Source organism: Gordonia ajococcus (assembly GCF_012974285.1).
GTDB lineage: Bacteria > Actinomycetota > Actinomycetes > Mycobacteriales > Mycobacteriaceae > Gordonia > Gordonia amicalis.
The window spans coordinates 3,296,463-3,314,452 of sequence record NZ_CP052884.1; the positions used below are offsets into that span (position 1 = coordinate 3,296,463).

General features: G+C 69.1%; 14 protein-coding genes. All 14 read right to left on the reverse strand.

What is annotated here, in order from left to right; translation table 11 throughout:
- Positions 1–56: 56 nt before the first annotated feature.
- Positions 57–3,218 carry an isoleucine--tRNA ligase gene (gene ileS, locus GAA2_RS14945; protein ID WP_210737828.1) on the reverse strand — a complete coding sequence of 1,054 codons (3,162 nt, stop codon included), beginning with the start codon at positions 3,216–3,218 and terminating at the stop codon, positions 57–59.
- 385 nt (positions 3,219–3,603) lie between these two features.
- Entirely contained in the window at positions 3,604–4,422 is an 819-nt protein-coding gene (locus tag GAA2_RS14950; RefSeq protein ID WP_006438677.1) for a hypothetical protein, read from the reverse strand.
- Between the two features lie 33 nt (positions 4,423–4,455).
- Positions 4,456–5,271, reverse strand: a complete 816-nt coding sequence (locus tag GAA2_RS14955) for a DivIVA domain-containing protein (protein WP_006438675.1) — start codon at positions 5,269–5,271, stop codon at positions 4,456–4,458.
- A 300-nt stretch (positions 5,272–5,571) separates the two neighbouring features.
- Entirely contained in the window at positions 5,572–5,913 is a 342-nt protein-coding gene (locus GAA2_RS14960; RefSeq protein ID WP_006438674.1) for a YggT family protein, read from the reverse strand.
- 56 nt (positions 5,914–5,969) lie between these two features.
- Positions 5,970–6,686 carry a cell division protein SepF gene (locus tag GAA2_RS14965; RefSeq protein WP_096274097.1) on the reverse strand — a complete coding sequence of 239 codons (717 nt, stop codon included), beginning with the start codon at positions 6,684–6,686 and terminating at the stop codon, positions 5,970–5,972.
- Positions 6,687–6,801: 115 nt separating this feature from the next.
- A complete protein-coding gene (locus GAA2_RS14970) occupies positions 6,802–7,566 on the reverse strand; it encodes a YggS family pyridoxal phosphate-dependent enzyme (protein ID WP_035761022.1) in 765 nt (254 codons plus the stop codon).
- A 26-nt stretch (positions 7,567–7,592) separates the two neighbouring features.
- Positions 7,593–8,315, reverse strand: coding sequence for a peptidoglycan editing factor PgeF (gene pgeF / locus GAA2_RS14975; RefSeq protein WP_024500371.1), 723 nt, complete (start codon positions 8,313–8,315; stop codon positions 7,593–7,595).
- Between the two features lie 5 nt (positions 8,316–8,320).
- A complete protein-coding gene (gene ftsZ / locus GAA2_RS14980; RefSeq protein WP_024500372.1) occupies positions 8,321–9,493 on the reverse strand; it encodes a cell division protein FtsZ in 1,173 nt (390 codons plus the stop codon).
- A 259-nt stretch (positions 9,494–9,752) separates the two neighbouring features.
- Positions 9,753–10,454: a cell division protein FtsQ/DivIB gene (locus GAA2_RS14985; protein WP_024500373.1), complete on the reverse strand. Its 702-nt coding sequence runs from the start codon at positions 10,452–10,454 to the stop codon at positions 9,753–9,755.
- On the reverse strand, positions 10,451–12,058 hold the full coding sequence (gene murC, locus GAA2_RS14990; protein WP_024500374.1) for a UDP-N-acetylmuramate--L-alanine ligase: 1,608 nt from the start codon (positions 12,056–12,058) through the stop codon (positions 10,451–10,453). Before murC ends, GAA2_RS14985 begins: the two co-directional genes overlap by 4 nt.
- A 32-nt stretch (positions 12,059–12,090) precedes the next feature.
- Complete coding sequence (murG, locus tag GAA2_RS14995) at positions 12,091–13,299, reverse strand: undecaprenyldiphospho-muramoylpentapeptide beta-N-acetylglucosaminyltransferase (protein WP_035761002.1); 1,209 nt, start codon at positions 13,297–13,299, stop codon at positions 12,091–12,093.
- Between the two features lie 74 nt (positions 13,300–13,373).
- Positions 13,374–15,221: a putative lipid II flippase FtsW gene (gene ftsW, locus GAA2_RS15000; protein ID WP_024500376.1), complete on the reverse strand. Its 1,848-nt coding sequence runs from the start codon at positions 15,219–15,221 to the stop codon at positions 13,374–13,376.
- Complete coding sequence (murD, locus tag GAA2_RS15005; RefSeq protein ID WP_024500377.1) at positions 15,218–16,813, reverse strand: UDP-N-acetylmuramoyl-L-alanine--D-glutamate ligase; 1,596 nt, start codon at positions 16,811–16,813, stop codon at positions 15,218–15,220. Before murD ends, ftsW begins: the two co-directional genes overlap by 4 nt.
- Positions 16,806–17,903: a phospho-N-acetylmuramoyl-pentapeptide-transferase gene (gene mraY, locus GAA2_RS15010; protein ID WP_024500378.1), complete on the reverse strand. Its 1,098-nt coding sequence runs from the start codon at positions 17,901–17,903 to the stop codon at positions 16,806–16,808. The genes murD and mraY overlap by 8 nt, the downstream gene beginning before the upstream one ends.
- Positions 17,904–17,990 lie beyond the last annotated feature (87 nt).

Sequence of the window (17,990 nt, forward strand, 5' to 3'; positions counted from 1 at the left end):
CGTCGGTGTTCGAGGTGGTCATCCTCGAGACACCGACGGCGGCAGAAATGTGACAGCTACCGCGAAATCGGTGGTAAGCCGGCCTTCGCGACGTCGGCGGTGACCCCGTCACCGAGTTCGACGGACCCCGGCGCGCCCTCCGCGGTGACGTCGAACTCCACGGCGAGAACCTCACCGGCGATGAGTCCGGCGTGGGTCTGCGCCCACTCGAGACGCTCGGCGGGGACGACGAGGCGCACCGTGATGCGATCGGAGACGTCGAGGTCGAGGTTGCGGCGCGCGTCCTGCAGCTCGCGCACACGGTCCTTCGCCCAGCCCTCGGCCTCCAGCTCGGGGGTCACCGCGGTGTCGAGGACGACCAGTCCCCGACCACCGGGCAGCTCCGCGGTGGAATCGGGTTCGACGGCCACGAGCTTCCTGGTGAACTCACCGTCGTGCAGCTCGATGCCGTCGGCGACGACGACCTCGGAACCGTCGGCCCCGGCCTGCACCGACCAGTTGCCCGACTTCACCGCCTTGATGGCGCGCTGCACGTCCTTGCCCAGACGCGGCCCGGCCGCGCGGGCGTTGACCGCGATCTCATAGCGCCCGTACTCGCTGGCGTCGGTGGCGAGCGTGACCGCCTTGACGTTCATCTCGTCCTTGACCAGGTCGACGTAGGGCTCGAGCGCGGCGGCGGTCGGCGACGCGACGGTCAGACCGGGCAGCGGGAGACGCACACGCAGCTTGTTGGCCTTGCGCACGCTCGACGCGACCGAACAGACCGCCTGCACCTCGTCCATCGCGGCGACCAGGTCGGCGTCGGCGGGCAGCTCGTCGGCGGTCGGCCAGTCGGTCAGGTGGACCGACCGTTCGCCGGTGAGCCCGCGCCAGATGGCCTCGGTCGCCAGCGGCAGCAGGGGCGACGCGAGGCGGGAGGCCACTTCGAGCACCGTGTACAGGGTGTCGAAGGCGTCGGTGTCCTCGTCCTGACCGGCCCAGAACCGTGCCCGCGAACGACGCACGTACCAGTTGGTCAGCGCCTCGACGAACTCGCGGAAGGCGTCGCATGCACCCGCGATGTCGTAGACGTCGAGCGCCTCGGTCATCGCGTCCCGGGTGGTCGCGAGCTTCGCCAGGATGTACCGGTCGAGGACGTGCCGGGAGTCGGTCCGCCACGTCGCCGGACGCTCCGCGTACAGCTGCAGGAAGCTGTAGGCGTTCCACAACGGCAGCAGCGCCTGACGCACACCCTCCCGGATGCCGCGCTCGGTCACCACCAGGTTGCCACCGCGCAGGATCGGCGACGCCATCAGGAACCAGCGCATGGCGTCGGAGCCGTCGCGGTCGAAGACCTCGTTGACATCCGGGTAGTTGCGCTTGGACTTGGACATCTTCTGGCCGTCGTCGCCCAGCACGATGCCGTGCGCGGCAACGGTTTTGAATGCCGGGCGGTCGAAGAGGGCCGTCGCCAGCACGTGCATGGTGTAGAACCAGCCGCGCGTCTGTCCGTTGTATTCGACGATGAAGTCGCCCGGGTTGTGCGGCGGGGCGCCTGCCGAGTCCCCACCGTCGAACCAGTCGCGGTTCTCGAACGGGTAGTGCACCTGGGCATACGGCATCGAACCGGACTCGAACCAGCAGTCGAGCACCTCGGGCACACGGCGCATGGTCGACCGCCCGGTCGGATCGTCCGGGTTCGGCCGGGTCAGCTCGTCGATGTGAGGCCGGTGCAGGTTGTCCGGGCGCACGCCGAAGTCGCGCTCGAGTTCGTCGAGCGAACCGTAGACGTCGGTGCGCGGGTACTCCGGGTTGTCGGAGATCCACACGGGCAGCGGCGCACCCCAGTAGCGGTTGCGGCTGATGTTCCAGTCGCGCGCACCCTCAAGCCACTTGCCGAACTGGCCGTCACGGATGTGTTCGGGCACCCAGGTGATCTGCTTGTTCAGCTCCACCATGCGGTCGCGGAACTGGGTGACGGCCACGAACCACGACGGCACCGCCATGTAGATCAGCGGCTGTCCCGACCGCCACGAGTGCGGGTAGGAGTGCTCGATGGTCTCGTGTCGCAGGATGCGGCCGGCCGCCTTGAGGTCCTTGATGATGACCGGGTTGGCGTCGAAGACCATCTGGCCCTCGTACGGCGGGACCTGCGCGGTGAAACGGCCGCCCGGGTCGAGCGGCTGCACGACCTCGATGCCGTTGGCGGTCGCGAGTTCCATGTCCTCTTCACCGAACGCGGGCGCGAGGTGCACGACGCCGGTGCCGCTCTCGGTGGTCACGTAGTCGCCGACCAACACCCGGTGCGCGTTCGGGTGTCCGACGAAGAAGTCGAAGGGCGGTGTGTAGGAGAGGTTCTCGAGATCCTTGCCCAGATGGGTGCCGACCACCTCGGGTTCGGCGATCTCCTTGGCGTACGCGCCCAGCAGCGCCTCGGCCAGCAGGTACTGACGGCCGTCGGCGGCCTTGACGTGGACGTAGGTGACCTCGGGGTTGACCGCGATCGCGAGGTTCGAGGGCAGCGTCCAGGGCGTCGTGGTCCAGATCAGTGCGTTGACACCGTCGAGCGAGGCCAGCGGACCCTCGGGCACCGACAGCGGCATCAGAACGGTCACCGCCGGGTCCTGACGCATCCGGTAGGCGTCGTCGAGCTTGGACTCCTGGTTCGACAACGGCGTCTGCTCGTACCAGCTGTAGGGCAGCACGCGGTAGCCCTGGTAGATCAGGCCCTTGTCGTAGAGCGCCTTGAACGCCCACATGACCGACTCCATGAAGTCGAGGTCGAGCGTCTTGTAGTCGTTGTCGAAGTCCACCCAGCGCGCCTGGCGGGTGACGTAGTCGCGCCACTCGCCGGTGTAGCGGAGAACCGAGTCACGACAGTACTCGTTGAACTTCGCCATGCCCATCTTCTCGATCTCCGACTTGTCGGTGATCCCGAGCTGCCGCTCGGCCTCGAGTTCGGCGGGCAGACCGTGTGTATCCCAACCGAATCGGCGATCGACCTTCTTGCCACGCATGGTCTGGTACCGCGGTACCACATCCTTGACGTAGCCGGTCAGCAGATGGCCGTAGTGGGGCAGGCCGTTGGCGAAGGGCGGGCCGTCGTAGAAGACGAACTCCTCGGCGTCGGCACGGTTGTCGATGGAGGCGGCGAAGGTCGAGTCGTCGTCCCAGTATTTCAGGACGTTCTGCTCCACGGACGGGAAATCGGGGGCGCTTCGCCCCGTCCCACCCGTCATGTCGACTTTGGGGTACACACGCCCGGTCGCATTCGCGCCCGTCTCGTTGGCGTTGGTCACGGCTCGTCTCCTCGTGCCTGGTGATGTCGCTCCTCGGCACGGGGACGCACACCGTCAGGTCTGCGCGGTACCACCCCGCTTGCGCCGGAACTCCGGCGCCACTCATCGGATCGCGCGGGTCACCCCGTACGGTCCTGTGGCTGTAACGGGCCACGCCCGCCCGGTTCTACTGAGCGCCTCACGGTGCCGTTCTTCCGGGTGCTCCCCGGTGATGGCCGGATCAACGCGTCAACCAGTGTAACGACGCACCGCCCGAACGGGCGAATCGCCTATCGCCGTCCGGGCGGTGCATCGTCGCGAGAATCAGATCCTCGTATGAACAAGATCAGTCGATCGGCGGACGCCAGTTCGGGTCGAGCGGATCGAAGTCCGGCGCGCGTCGCCGTCCCGGCCTCGGTTCAGGGGATTCGGTCTGTTCCCCCGGCGGCCGTTCGCCGGCCTGTGCCGGATCGGATCGCGGGGAGTCCTGCCCCCACCCCGGCAACTGTCCGGAAGGCCCCTGCCCGTACTGCGGCTGGGGACCCGAAGTCGGCGCCCCGTACTGCGGAGGACGTGGACCGGGCTGGGACGGACCGGACCGGAAGGGACCGGATTGCGGCGAGCGGGGAGCCTGGGGTGGCCGGCCCCCGGACTGCTGCGGACCCGCCGTCCGCTGGGGCGCACGCGGCGGCGGCCCCGATGGCGCCCGGCCAGGGGCCGCCTGTCCACCCGGCGTCGGACCCGGTGACGGCGTCGGGCCGGAGTCGGCTGCGGGGCCGACGGGCTCGCCGACCGACCGCAGGTAGTCCTCGAGGTTGCCCTCGCGACGTTCCGGCGCCGGACGACTCTCGGGTGACGCCGGCCGAGAAGCCGACGGTCCCGACGGTTCGGCCATCCCGGGTTCGAAGGACGGAGGCTCGTAGGCAGCCTTTTCGCGATCGGCGTTGTCGTCGGTCTCGTCCTCGCGTCCGACTCCCGGGACCATGTCTTCCAGAGATCGCGCGGCGTCCCGGTTACGACCCGAGAACACATCGACGAGCAGGAAGGCCAGGCCGAGGAGACAGATGACGATGCAGGCAACGGCAAGCCACACGGTCCCGGTGATGAGACCGAGGATGAGCAGCACGAACCCGATGAGGGTCGCGCCCAGGGCCAAGCTCAGCACATCACCAGCCTAGGGTGCATGACCGGCGCGCGGTCAGCTCGGCGAGTAGCTGCTGAAACCGCCGCTGCCCGGGTCGTTCGAGAACGACTGATCGGGACGACCACCCTCGACCGGTGCCGCGCTGCCGCGCTGCTGCAGCTCCTCGAGCTGCGATTCGAGGTAGGTCTTCAGGCGGGTGCGATACTCACGCTCGAACGTCTTGAGCTGCTCGATCCGACCCTCGAGCACACCACGCTGCTGGTTGATCGTGCCCATGATCTCGCTGTGCTTGCGCTCGGCATCGCTCTGCAGTGCGTCCGCACGCTCCTGCGCTTGCCGCAGCTGCGCCTCGGAACGGGTCTGCGCGTCGGCCAGGATGGCCTCCGAACGCTGACGCGCGTCGGCAAGCATGGCATCGGACTTGCTCTGCGCCTCCGAAACCATCGTGTCGGCGCGGGTCTGCGCATCGGCCAGCATCGCGTCGGCATCGGCGCGTGCGCTGCCGGTCAGGCGATCCGCGGTGTCCTGCGCCAGCGCGAGGACGCGGGCGGCGCGGACGTTGGCGTCGTCGTTGGCGGCAGGCGCGGCGGGCTGCTGGACGGGAGCGGGCTGCTCCTGCACCGGCGGCTTGGCGAACATCTGGGTCCGCTCTTCGGCGGGGGCGGCGCCGGCTCCCGACCGGGCGTCGGCGAGCTCACCCTCGAGCTCCTCGACGCGCTGCTTCAGGTCGGTGTTCTCTTCGATCAGCCGGGCGAGCTCGGCCTCGACGAAATCGAGGAACTGATCGACCTCATCCTCGTTGTAGCCGCGCTTACCGATAGGCGGTTTGCTGAACGCGACGTTGTGCACATCAGCTGGAGTCAGCCGCATGTCGGTTCCCCTCGTGTCTGTGGTGGAGCTTGTGTTCAATTGGCGTGCCGTCCAACCCGGATCGCGCGACGTGAGTCGTTCGACCAATACAGGTTGTCACTAACTATTCATACCAGTCAAAAATAGTAACTGGCGTCCAATCCTGTCACATGCGAACCGTAGGTTGCACCCTTGATCTTCGGCCGGATCGAAACTGTCCGATTCGGCAGGGACATCTGAAGACGACCACCAACGGTAGTTCATCGCCGTACCTCAAGGTACTCGGGTCGGAGGGGTGCCGGGGGCCGAGCCGCGGGCGGACTAGGAGCGGGTGAGAACCAGTGCGGCGGCCAGCGACTCGGCGACCGCGTCGGCGCGGAGACCATTGACGACATTCATGGCGATGATGACGACGAGCATGACGATCATCAGCGACAGATCCAGGCGGATCGGACCCAGCGGGATCGGCGGCAGGATGCGGCGCAACGCCTTGATCGGCGGATCGGTCAGGGTGAACACCGTCTCGATGATCACCACCGCCACCCCGGTGGGTCGCCACTCACGGGCGAACGTCCGCACCAACTCGACGACGAGCCGACCCAGGAGAAGCAACCAGAAAACCAACAGGACGTAGTACAGGACGCCCAACAAAATCGCAGCCACGCGTCAAGATTGCCTGAAGAGCACCGAACGATGCGAACCGAGGGCGCCCACCTGCATCAGGCGTGGTTGTAGAAGCCGGTCTCGGCGATCTTGCGCCGATCCTCGGGCGACACGTCCACGTCGGCCGGCGACAGCAGGAAGACCTTGGTCGCGACCTTGTCGAACGAACCGCGGAGCGCGAAGGCCAGGCCCGCGGCGAAGTCGACGAGACGCTTGGCGTCGTCGTTGGTCATGTCGACGAGGTCCATGATGACCGGGTTGCCGTCGCGGAAGCGCTCACCGATCGTGCGGGCCTCGCCGTAGTCCGAGGGACGCAGGGTGGTGATCTTCTGCAGCGGGCCGTCGGCGAAGACACGCTCGAGTTCCCGGTGCTCGGCACTCATCGGTCGCGACGAGGCGGCACGCAGGGCGGCACTCGACGAACGCTGCAGCGGCTCGAGGCGAGCTGCCGAACGCATCGGCGCCTCGGGGGCGGGTCGCGGTCCGGCGTAGGCGAATTCGGGGGCGAAGTCGCCGGCGAGTTCGTATCCGCCGTCGAAACGACGGTCGTCGTAGGCCATCTCGTCGCGGTAGCCGGCGTCGCGGAAACCGACATCGCGGAGCGACGGCTCGTAGCCGGGGTCGTAGGAGGAGTCGCCGTAGTAGTCGTCACGGTAGGCGCGCTCACGCGACGGGACACGCAGCGCCGAGCCCGACTCCTCGAGGTAGTCGTCCTCGTACTCGCTGGGCGGCACCATGCCGAAATACGCCTTGAACTTCTGCATCGTGGTCATTGTCGGCCTCTCTGTCGTGCGACGCCGGTGTGTGCAACCCCGCCGGATGGTGCATCTGATGTCACTGAGCTTGTTGAGATGTCTGTGTCACTTGGTTCTGGTGTTACCAATGTGATTACTGAGAGAGTAGCGGCCGCTCGCCCATGATCGCGGTTCCGACACGCACGCATGTCGACCCGGCTTCAATCGCATCTTCCATGTCACCGGACATTCCCGCGGACAGTTCGACGGCGTCGGCGTACTGCTCGCGAAAAGCGTTGTGGATACGGGCGGATTCGGCCATCCAGTGCTTCCGCTCGCCACTGAGCGGAGCGATGACCATGAGGCCGCGCAGCGTCAGCGCATCGTCGTTCGACACCTGTTCGGCGAGTGCCGGAAGACCGACCTCGACGACTCCACCACGCTGCGGGTCTCCGTCGAGACTCACCTGGAGCAGCACGCCGAGAGGCTCGGCCCGCTCCCCTTCGTCGAGCGCGGCGCGCGCGGCCCGACCGAGGGCGTCGACCACCTTCGGACGGTCCACCGAGTGCACCGCACGCGCCCAGCGCGCGATACTACGGGCCTTTTTCGACTGGACCGTGCCGATCATGTCGAACACCGGTACGTCGGCCACATCGGCCGGACTCCAGTCGGCGAGCACCTCGGCGACCTTCCGCCCGGCCTCGGGTTCACGGGACTCGCCGAACAATCGGACCCCCAGCGTCAGCAACCGCCGGACGTCGTCGGCCGGGAAGTACTTGGTGACGACCATGAGCGCACACGAACCCGCCGGACGGCCCGCGGATGCGACGGCTGCGTCGAGTCGCCCGCGCACCGCGTCGAGACGCCCGGAGAGCTCGGCGGTGCGTGCGTCATCGAGAGAGTCGTTCATGTCCCCCATCATTCTCCGCGCGGAGCACCGGGGGCCTACTCCCCGTCCGGCGCACTCTCGTCCATCCAGATCACCGATGCCAGGCGGCCGGTCGGCGCGCCACGCCGGTGGCTGAAGAGGCTCGTATCCGAGATCGTGCAGCGCGGGTCCACCGCGACCCCGGCGACCCCGGCCTCGAGGAGCTGGCGGCGCAGGCCCGCCCGGAGGTCGAGGCCCGTGGTGCCCTTCTTGGTGCGACTGGCACTTCCGGGCAGATGCTTTTCGACGTCGGCCTGCATCGCCGGGGGCACCTCGTACTGCTCACCGGAGGCCGCCGGCCCGAGGAACGCACCGATCGACTCGACGCGCGCACCGAGTTCGACCATCACCTTCAGGGTCTCGCGCACGATGCCGACGCGAGCGCCCATGCGGCCGGCGTGGACGCCGGCGATCACCCCGGCCTCGTCGTCGCTGAGGAGCACCGGCACGCAGTCGGCCGACAGCACCGCGAGCGCGAGACCCGGCGTGGTGGTCACGAGCGCGTCGGTCGCGGGGACCGGCTCGTCGACGGGTCCCTCGACCACGGTCACATTCCGGCTGTGGATCTGTTCCATCCAGACGACCGACGATGCGGGCAACCCGATCTGCTCGGCCAGACGATTCCGGTTGGCGGCCACCGCCGCCGGGTCGTCTCCGACGTGGTCACCGAGATTGAACGAGTCATACGGTGCCACCGAGACGCCGCCGGCACGCGTGGTGACCACACGACGAACCCGCATGCGGGTCAGCGCTTCATGAAGGACGGCACGTCGACGTCGTCGTCGTCGAGGTGCACGGTGTTGCGACGCGGGGGCTCCGGCTCACGCTCGCCACCGAAGGGGTCACCCGAGCCCTTCGGCATGTCGCCGAAGAGCGGGTCGTTCTTCGGCGGCGCCGAGACCGCACCGGCCTGTCCCTGGCCGACGGCCGTGCGACCGGACGCGGCCGGGACGTCGGAACGCTTCTTCGGGGTGCCGCCGTCGAATCCGGCGGCGATGACGGTGACGCGGACCTCGTCGCCGAGGTTGTCGTCGATCACGGTGCCGAAGATGATGTTGGCGTCCTCGTGGGCCGCCTCCTGGACCTGGGTCGCCGCGTTGTGGATCTCGAACAGTCCGAGGTCGCTGCCGCCGGCGATCGAGATCAGCACGCCCCGGGCGCCTTCCATCGACGCCTCGAGCAGCGGCGAGTTGATGGCCGACTCCGCCGCCTTCTTGGCGCGGTCCTCGCCGCGGGCGGAACCGATACCCATCAGCGCGCTGCCGGCGTCACTCATGACGCCCTTCACGTCGGCGAAGTCGACGTTGATCAGACCCGGGGTGGTGATGAGATCGGTGATGCCCTGGACACCGTTGAGGAGCACCTCGTCGGCGCTGCGGAACGCGTCCATGAGGCTCACCTGGGCGTCGCCGAGCTGCAGCAGGCGGTCGTTCGGGATGACGATGAGCGTGTCGCAGGATTCACGCAGGGCGGTGATGCCCGCCTCGGCCTGTCCCCCGCGACGCTTGCCCTCGAAGGAGAACGGGCGGGTGACCACACCGACGGTGAGCGCGCCGAGTTTGCGGGCGATCTGCGCGACGACCGGAGCACCGCCGGTACCGGTGCCGCCACCCTCACCCGCGGTCACGAAGACCATGTCCGCACCCTTGAGGAGTTCCTCGATCTCGTCGCGGGCGTCCTCGGCGGCGCGTCGGCCGACCTCCGGGTCGGCGCCGGCACCCAGGCCACGGGTGGAGTCGCGACCGACGTCGAGCTTGACGTCGGCGTCGCTCATCAGCAGGGCCTGCGCGTCGGTGTTGATCGCGATGAACTCGACTCCCTTGAGCCCCTGCTCGATCATGCGGTTGACGGCATTCACGCCGCCGCCGCCGATGCCGACGACCTTGATGACGGCCAGGTAGTTGTGCGGTGGCGTCATGCGCTCGCCTTCCTCGTAATGGATCGTGCTCTGTGTTTCGGGTGCTGATTTCTCAGCACCAGGTGCTGGCAAAACCCTAAACCTGAACCATAGATTTAGAGTTATGTCAAGTAGTTCGTTGTGGAGATGACGCTAGGCATCGCGGGCCCCGGTATCCACAACAGCGCCCGGCGTGTCGGGAAGTCGCACCCGAATTTCGGTGAATCCGGCCGATCGTCAACGAATCTGGCGCCGCTCCGGCCGACGGAGACCGCCGGGATCACTTGTACGCCGGGAATTCGGGACTCGACACGTTGTACATCTTGGCGTCGCGGCTCAACAGGTACGTGAGGGTTCGCGCCTTCTCCGCTCCCCGGTCGCTGTCCCCCCACACGACCCGCCGGTTCTCGGTGAGGATGAACTCGATGTCGACCGGCGAGGTCGCCGTCACCCGGATGACCTGCCGCGCCAGCGATTCCGGGAGTCCGGCGACCGCGGCGATCGCCTCCCGGGTGGTGGGATCGGCCGGGCCGGGATTCGGGGTCTCGAGCACGGGGAGCTTGAGCACCTCGGGCGGCACGCCCTGGGCGCGGACATAGTGGAGGAAGGACACCCCCGAACGATCGAGGACGTGGACCTCGTCCCCGCTCGTCACGATCACCACCGGCATCCGCTCGACGACGGTGATCGTCAGCGACGACGGGTAGGACCGCTGCACCCGGACCGATTCGACCGACGGGATGGTGGCGACCCGCTGCGCGACGGCTCGGGTGTCCACCTGGAGCAGCGGGGTGCCCGGTGCGACGGCGGCGGCGCGGAGTATCTCGTCGGCCGGGACCGAACCGTTGTCCCGGATGTCGGTGTTGCGCACCGACATCAGCGGGGTCAGATAGGCGATCAGGACCAGCCCGACCCCGGCGGCGACGACCATGAGGGTGCCGAGGATCAGGCGCGACCGGCGGCGGGTCGGCCAGCGGATCACGGCACTCCCGTGAGGTCCCCGTTTCCGGAGCCCTCACCGTTCTCGTGCACGGCGTCGTTCCCGGTGCTCCCGCCGAGGGCGGCGAGGATCTCGGGTCCCTGCATGGTGATGTCGCCGGCGCCCAGGGTCAGCACGATGTCGCCGGGCCGGGCGAGTTCGGCGACCTGACCGGCCAGACGCGACAGATCCGGTGCGAACACCGACGGCGAGGTGAGCTGGTCCGCGATCGTCCGCCCGCTCACACCCGGGATCGGCGCCTCGCGGGCGCCGTAGACGTCGGCGACGACCACGGTGTCGGCGAGGTCGAGAGCGGTGGCGAACTCGTCGGCGAATTCGAGAGTGCGGGAATACAGGTGGGGCTGGAAGACCGCGATGACACGGCCGCGCGGCGCGTCGGGTCCGACCCGTGCGGCCATCATCGCCTGGGCCGCAGAGAGCACCGACCGCACCTCGGTCGGATGGTGGGCGTAGTCGTCGATGACCTCGACGCCGCCCCGGCGTCCGCGGAACTCGAAACGGCGATGGACGCCGCCGAATGCGCCGATCCCCGCGAGGACTCGGTCGAGGGCCCCGACCAAGTCGGTGCCGGTGTCGGCACCGTTCATCCGGACGGCGCCGATCACCGCGGCGATGGCGTTGAGCGCCATGTGTTCTCCCGGAAGCGGGAGCACGAGTTCACGGTCGACGACCGTGCCGGCCTCGTCGGCGGGGCCGGTCACCGGCGTCGTGAACCGGACCCGTGCCGCTCCCCCGGTGCCGCGCGGCTCCCAGGACAGCAGCGTCGCCACGTTGGGCACCACCGGCGCCAGCCCGGCGTGGGTCCCGCGGCCGTAGCCGACGGTCGTGACCCCGCGCGCGGCCAGGGCGTCGGAGACACGTCCGGCCAGTGCGGCCGATCCGGGGTCGTCGAGGCACACCACGAGGGTGCCGCCGGTCCGGATACGTTCGGTGAACTTGTCGAACACCTCCACATAGGCCTCGATCGACCCGAAGAAGTCGAGATGGTCGGCGTCGATGTTGGTGACGACGACGACGTCGGGGGTGTATTCGAGCAGCGAACCGTCGCTCTCGTCGGCCTCGGCCACGAAGACGGGGTCGCCGCCGTGATGGGCGTTGGTGCCGGACTCGTTGAGCTCGCCGCCGATGGCGAACGACGGGTCGCTGCCGGCGTGCTGGAGCGCGACGACGGCCATCGAGGTGGTCGAGGTCTTGCCGTGGGTCCCGGCGAGCAGCAGTGTCCGGTCGCCCTCCATGAGCTGGGCCAGCACGCGGGGGCGCAACAGGATCGGGATGCCCCGCGAGCGGGCGGCCACCAGCTCGGGGTTGGTCTTGGGAATCGCGGCATGCGTGGTCACCACCACCGACGGCCCGCCCGGGATCTGGTCGAGTGCCGACGGATCGTGCCCCACCTGGACGCGGGCTCCACGGGTGCGGAGTTCGAGGATTCCGCGGCTGTTCTTGGCATCGGAGCCCGACACCTGACCACCGCGGGCCAGCAGGATTCGCGCGAGCCCGGACATCCCGGCGCCGCCGATGCCGACCATGTGCACGCGGGCCAGCTGCGGCGGCAGTCCTCCGGTTCCCACGGTCGTCCCCTCGCTCATGTCGTCACCTCCCGCACCGTCCCGTCCGATTGTCACTGTTCGACGGCCGATCGGTGGGATCGAAACGCCCTGCGCGACGGCCTCCGGCCCGCACGGAACCCGCGGGCGAGTTCGAGAGCGGCGTCGGCCACGGCCGCGGCGGCATCGCGATGACCCGTACCCGCGGCGGCCGCCGACATCTTCCGCAGCCGCTCCGCGTCGTGCAGCAGTGCCGGCACCTCACGTGCCACCCACTCCGGGTTCACCGCCGAGTCCTCGATGATGAGTCCACCGCCGGCCTCGACGACGGGTAGCGCATTGAGCCGCTGTTCGCCGTTGCCGTGCGGCAGCGGCACGTAGATCGCGGGCAGACCGGTCGCCGAGACCTCCGCGACGGTCATCGCCCCGGACCGGCACATCACCAGATCGGCTGCGGCGTAGGCGAGATCCATCCGCTTGAGATAGCCGACACCGCGGTACGGCGGCGCGCCGTCGACGATCACCGGATCGATCGAGTTCTTGGGTCCGTACGCGTGCAGGACTCCGACGCCCGCTTCACCAAGAGCCTCGGCCGCCCCCGACACCGCATCGTTGAGACGTTGCGCGCCTTGGGATCCACCGAAGACAAGCAGGGTCGGGGCGTCCTCGTCGAGGCCGAAGTAGTGCCGGGCCTTGGCACGCAGGGCCGGGCGGTCGAGTTCGGTGAGGACACCGCGGACGGGCATGCCGACGACGGTCGCATCGAGTCCCGAGCCGTCGACGGCGGCCAGGACGCGGTCGGCGAACCGGGCGCCCACCTTGTTGGCGATGCCCGCCGAGGCGTTCGCCTCGTGGATGACGATCGGGATGCGGTTGCGTCGCCGCAGGTGCATCTGCGCGGCGAGGTAGGCCGGGACCGACACGTACCCGCCGAAGCCGATGACGACGTCGGCGTCCACGTCGGCGAGCACCCTCCGGGTCGCGGCGACCGAGGACACGAGCCGGCCGGGGGTCTTGGCGAGATCCATCCCGGGCTTGCGCGGCAACGGGACCGGCGGGATCAACCGGAGGTCGTATCCCCGCTCGGGCACCAGGTCGACCTCGAGTCCGCGGTTGGTCCCGAGCGCGGTGACGAGGGCCGTGGGGTCGATACGGGTGATCGCATCGGCCACGGCGAGCGCGGGTTCGATGTGGCCGGCGGTCCCGCCGCCGGCGACGACCACCGACAACGGCCGGCCACCCGGGCCTCCGGTCGTATCAGATTGTGCTGCACCCGAATTCACCGGCGTTGTCACTCCATCTCCAGCCACTGTGCACGTCTGTCCCGCGCAGCGAGATCCGTACCGCGAACACCGGATCAGCGGCGTCCCACACGGCCGTGTGTCGGCCGATCGCGCCCGGGATCGGCGGACCGCGGCGTACGCGGCTGATGCGCGCCCGCCCGCCATCCCGGTGACGCCGAGCGACGTGCACTGCCGGCGCCGGGATACCCGCCACGGTAGTCGACGCCCGCTCGTGTCGACGGCGCAGGTCGGGTGCGGCCACCCGTAGCAGGGCGCCGCGTCGACGCACCGCGTGCGGGTGCCGGTTCGGCGGACTTCGCCCGTTTCCACGGCATCGTGAAACGACCCCGGCTCGGAGCCGGCTCGGCCGGTCGTCCGCGACGGTTCGGCGCCCCGGTTCGTCCGGTCGCCCGAGGCCGTCCCGACGCACCCGGATGTCCGGCCGTCCGGCCGCCCGACGACCGGCGCTGGTCGAGACGATCGCGCAGGGTCTCCGCTCGCGACTGCCGGTAGCCCACCGGTGTCGGGAGCCGCAGTACACGGGCCAGCCGGCCCGGTGTTCCGGCGGTGAGCGCCGCGACCGCCTCCGGCTCGTGTCGTGCGGCGTTGGCCAGGAGACCGAGCATTGCGAGCACGGTCAGGGTCGAGGTACCGCCGGCCGAGATGAGCGGCAGCTGGATACCGGTGACCGGCAGCAGGCCGATCACGTAGCCGATGTTGATGAACGCCTGCGCGAGGATCAGCACGGTGATGGTCGCCGTCATCAGGCGCAGGAACGGATCGGTGGAGCGGTGCGCGATACGGAACCCGATGTAACCCAGCAGGACGAAGAGGAACACCACCAGCAGCCCGCCGAGGAGGCCGAGTTCCTCGCCGATGATGGCGAAGATGAAGTCGTTGTGCGCGTTGGGCAGATAGTTCCACTTGGCGCTCGACTGACCGAGGCCCACACCGAACACTCCGCCGTTGGCCAGGGCATAGGTCGCCTGGCGCGCCTGGTAGCCGGCACCCTGAGGATCGTCGATGCCGCCGAGGAAGCTCATCACGCGCTGCGACCGGTACCCCTCGGCGAGGGCGAGGATCACCGCGAGGATCACACCGGACACGGCGAACGCCGAGAAGACCTTGATCGGCAGACCGGCGAACCAGAGCATCGCGCCGACGATGATCGCGATGGTGATCGTCGTCGAGAGGTTCGGCTCGAGGATGATCAGCACGCAGACCAGCATCGCGACCGGAACCAGCGGGATCAGGAGTTCCTTGATCGACGCGTTGTCACGTCGCCGCGACGCCAGCAGGTGCGCACCCCAGATACACAGCGCCACCTTGACCAGCTCCGAGGGCTGCACCGACACGCCGGAGATGACGAACCAGCGCCGCGCGCCCTGGCTGAGCGTGCCGACACCGGGAATGAGCACCAGCCCGAGCAGCAGGATCGCGATGGCCATCGACGGCGCGGCGAAGCGCCGGAGCAGTCGGACGGGGACCCGCAGCATCAGATAGAAGACGATGAGACCCAGCCCGGCGAAGATGACCTGCGTCGTGAAGAGCCCGTAGGACGATCCCTCTTGCGAGTACCCCTCGACCGACGACGCCGACAGCACCATCACCAGACCGAAGGCCGTCAGCATGAACGCCATCGTGAGGACCAGCTGATATGAGGCCAGCGGTCGGGCCAGGAGGCTCCGGACGGCGTCGATGATCAGCGCCGGCAGCGAGGCGGTGACGGAGGCGGCGGTCGAGGCCGCCGCCGAGACGTCCGCGCCCGGCCTCGACCGTGCCGACGCGCGCTCCGACGCCGTGTTCCGCGCCGCACCGGACGGGTTCTCGCCGTCGGTCACGTCGTCCGTCGCATCGTCGAGGTCGCCGTCGTCCACCGCCGCGGCGTCGACCGAGGTCTTGTCGCTGCTCACGCGACTCACCGCGAGGACGAGGAGGTGCCGGCGATGTCCCGGGCGGCGTGCGCGAACGCGTCACCGCGCCGGCCGTAACCGGCGAACATGTCCAGCGAGGCCGCGGCGGGTGCGAGGAGCACCGCGTCGGGCGTCGGGTCACTCGCTGCGGCGAGCTCCCATGCCTCGGCGACCGCCCGGTCCATCACGGCGACGGCGCTGTCTGACTCCGAGGCTTCTGCCGACGACGAGAATGGTGTCGACGAGAGGACGGGTTCGGTCTGACCCTGGCGATGCACGTTCACCGTGCCATCGTCCCCTGTGAATACTGTGACTGTTGGGACTTCTGGGGCGTGTCGCACGATCGCTTCGACGACCAGGTCACGATCCCGCCCGATGGCGACCACCCCGGCGAGCCGATCGCCGACCGCGGTGAGCATCCCGTCCATCGACGCACCCTTGAGCAGGCCGCCGGCGATCAGCACCACGCGGTCGTAGGCGGCGACCGCCGCCTGGGCGGCATGGGGGTTGGTGGCCTTCGAGTCGTCGACGAAGAGGACGCCGTCGCGGGTCGCCACCACCTCGCCGCGGTGGGCGGCCGGCCGGAAGTCGGTCAGCGCCGCCTCGACGGCGTCGCGCCCGACACCGATCGCGAGGGCGAGTGCGGAGGCGGCGAGGGCATCGGACACACCTGATGGACCGGCCGGATGCACGGCGTCGGCGGGCAGCAGGCGACCGGCACCGAAGGCACGGTCGACGAGATGGCCGTCCTCGACCCCCAGCTGACCGTCCTGCGGCGCGCCGAGAGTGAAGCCGACACGGCGTCCCGCGCCCGGCAGGCCCGACGCGACCGGGTCGTCGAGACCCACGACCGCGATGTCGCCGCGCAGCGCGCCGGCCTTGGCGATCGCGTAGGCGTCGAAGGTGCCGTGCCAGTCGAGGTGGTCCTCGGCGACGTTGAGCACCACCCCCGCGGCCGGGCGGACCGACGGCGCCCAGTGCAGCTGGAACGACGACAACTCGGCGCACAGCACGTCGACGCGGGGCGTCGCCCGCATGGCGTCGAGGACCGGCAGGCCGATGTTGCCGCATGCCGCGCCGGCGCGGCCGGAACGCTCGACGATGTCGGCGAGCATCGAGGTGGTCGTGGTCTTTCCGTTGGTGCCGGTGACGACCAGCCAGGTGCGCGGCTCGCCGAGCAGTCCCGCGGCGTCGACACGCCAGGCCAGTTCGACCTCACCCCACACCGGTACGCCGCCCGCCGCGGCCTGACCGACGAGGTCGTGCGTGGGTGCGAACCCCGGTGACACGATCACGACCGCGGCGTCAGCGGTCCACGACGGGTCCGCGAGCAGATCGGCGATCGCGACCGCCTCCGCACCCTGCGAGAGCAGATCCGCGACCCCCGCCACCGCACGCACGGCCGCTTCCCGGGCGGCGGTCTCGGCGTTCCGCGAGGCGAACCGGTCGTCGGCGAGCACGATGTGGACGTCGCGGGTCACCAGGTACCGGGCCGCGGACATGCCGGCGGTACCCGCCCCGCCGACCACCACGGTCCGGCCGGTCAGCCCCAGCGGGTCGCTGCCCGGCGTGGGGTTCTCGGCGGTGAGCGGATCAGCCATTGGTGGTCAGGAACTCTCCGTAGAACAGGGACAGTCCCAGCGCACAGGCGATGGCCGTGAGCAGCCAGAACCTGATGATCACCGTGGTCTCGGCCCATCCGCCGAGTTCGAAGTGGTGGTGGAAGGGCGCCATCCGGAAGACCCGGCGGCCGGTGGTGCGGAAGAAGGCGATCTGGATGACCACCGACATGATCTCCGCCACGAACAGCGCGCCGATGACGACCGCGAGGAGTTCGGTGCGGGTCGTGATGGACAGACCGGCGAGCATGCCGCCGAGCGCCAGCGAACCGGTGTCACCCATGAAGATCTTGGCCGGTGCGGCGTTCCACCACAGGAAGCCGAGGCACGCACCGCCGCCGGCGACCGCGATGATCGCGAGGTCGAGTGGGTCGCGGACCTGGTAGCACCCGGTCGGGATGTCGCTGGGCGGCTTGGCGCCGCCGGCGCAGGCGTTGACGAACTGGAAGAACGTCACGAGGACATAGGACCCGAGGACCATCGCCATCGAACCGGCGGCCAGGCCGTCGAGTCCGTCGGTGAAGTTCACCGCGTTGGACCAGGCGGCGACCACCAGCCAGCAGAAGATCACGAAGACCACCGAGCCGAGGCCGATGGCGTTGATGTCGCGCACATAGCTGAGGTGGGTGCTGGCCGGGGTGAGGCCGTAGTCGTTGCGGAACTGCAGCACGAGGATGCCGAACAGGATCGCGGCGATGAACTGCCCGATCGACTTGGCGGTCTTGTTCAGTCCCAGGTTGCGGTGCTTGCGGATCTTGATGATGTCGTCGAGGAAGCCGACGATGCCCAGCGCGGTCGCCAGTCCCAGCACGAGCAGACCCGACGCCGTGGGGCCGTTGCCGGCATCGGTGAACAGGCCGACCAGGTGCGAACCGAAGTAACCCGCCCACAGCGCGGCCAGGATCGCGACGCCGCCCATCGACGGTGTGCCGCGCTTGGTCTGATGGCTCTGGGGACCCTCGACCCGGATCTCCTGGCCGAATCCCTGACGGGAGAACACCTTGATGAGCACGGGGGTCAGCAGGATCGACACCGCGATCGCGATCGCACCCGCGAGAAGGATCTGGGTCACCGTGTTGCCCTCGTGTTCGCTCGTCCGTTCCGGGCCACGCTCTTCTCTCCGACTCTGTTCGATGTTCTCGGCCGGCACGCCTTGTCG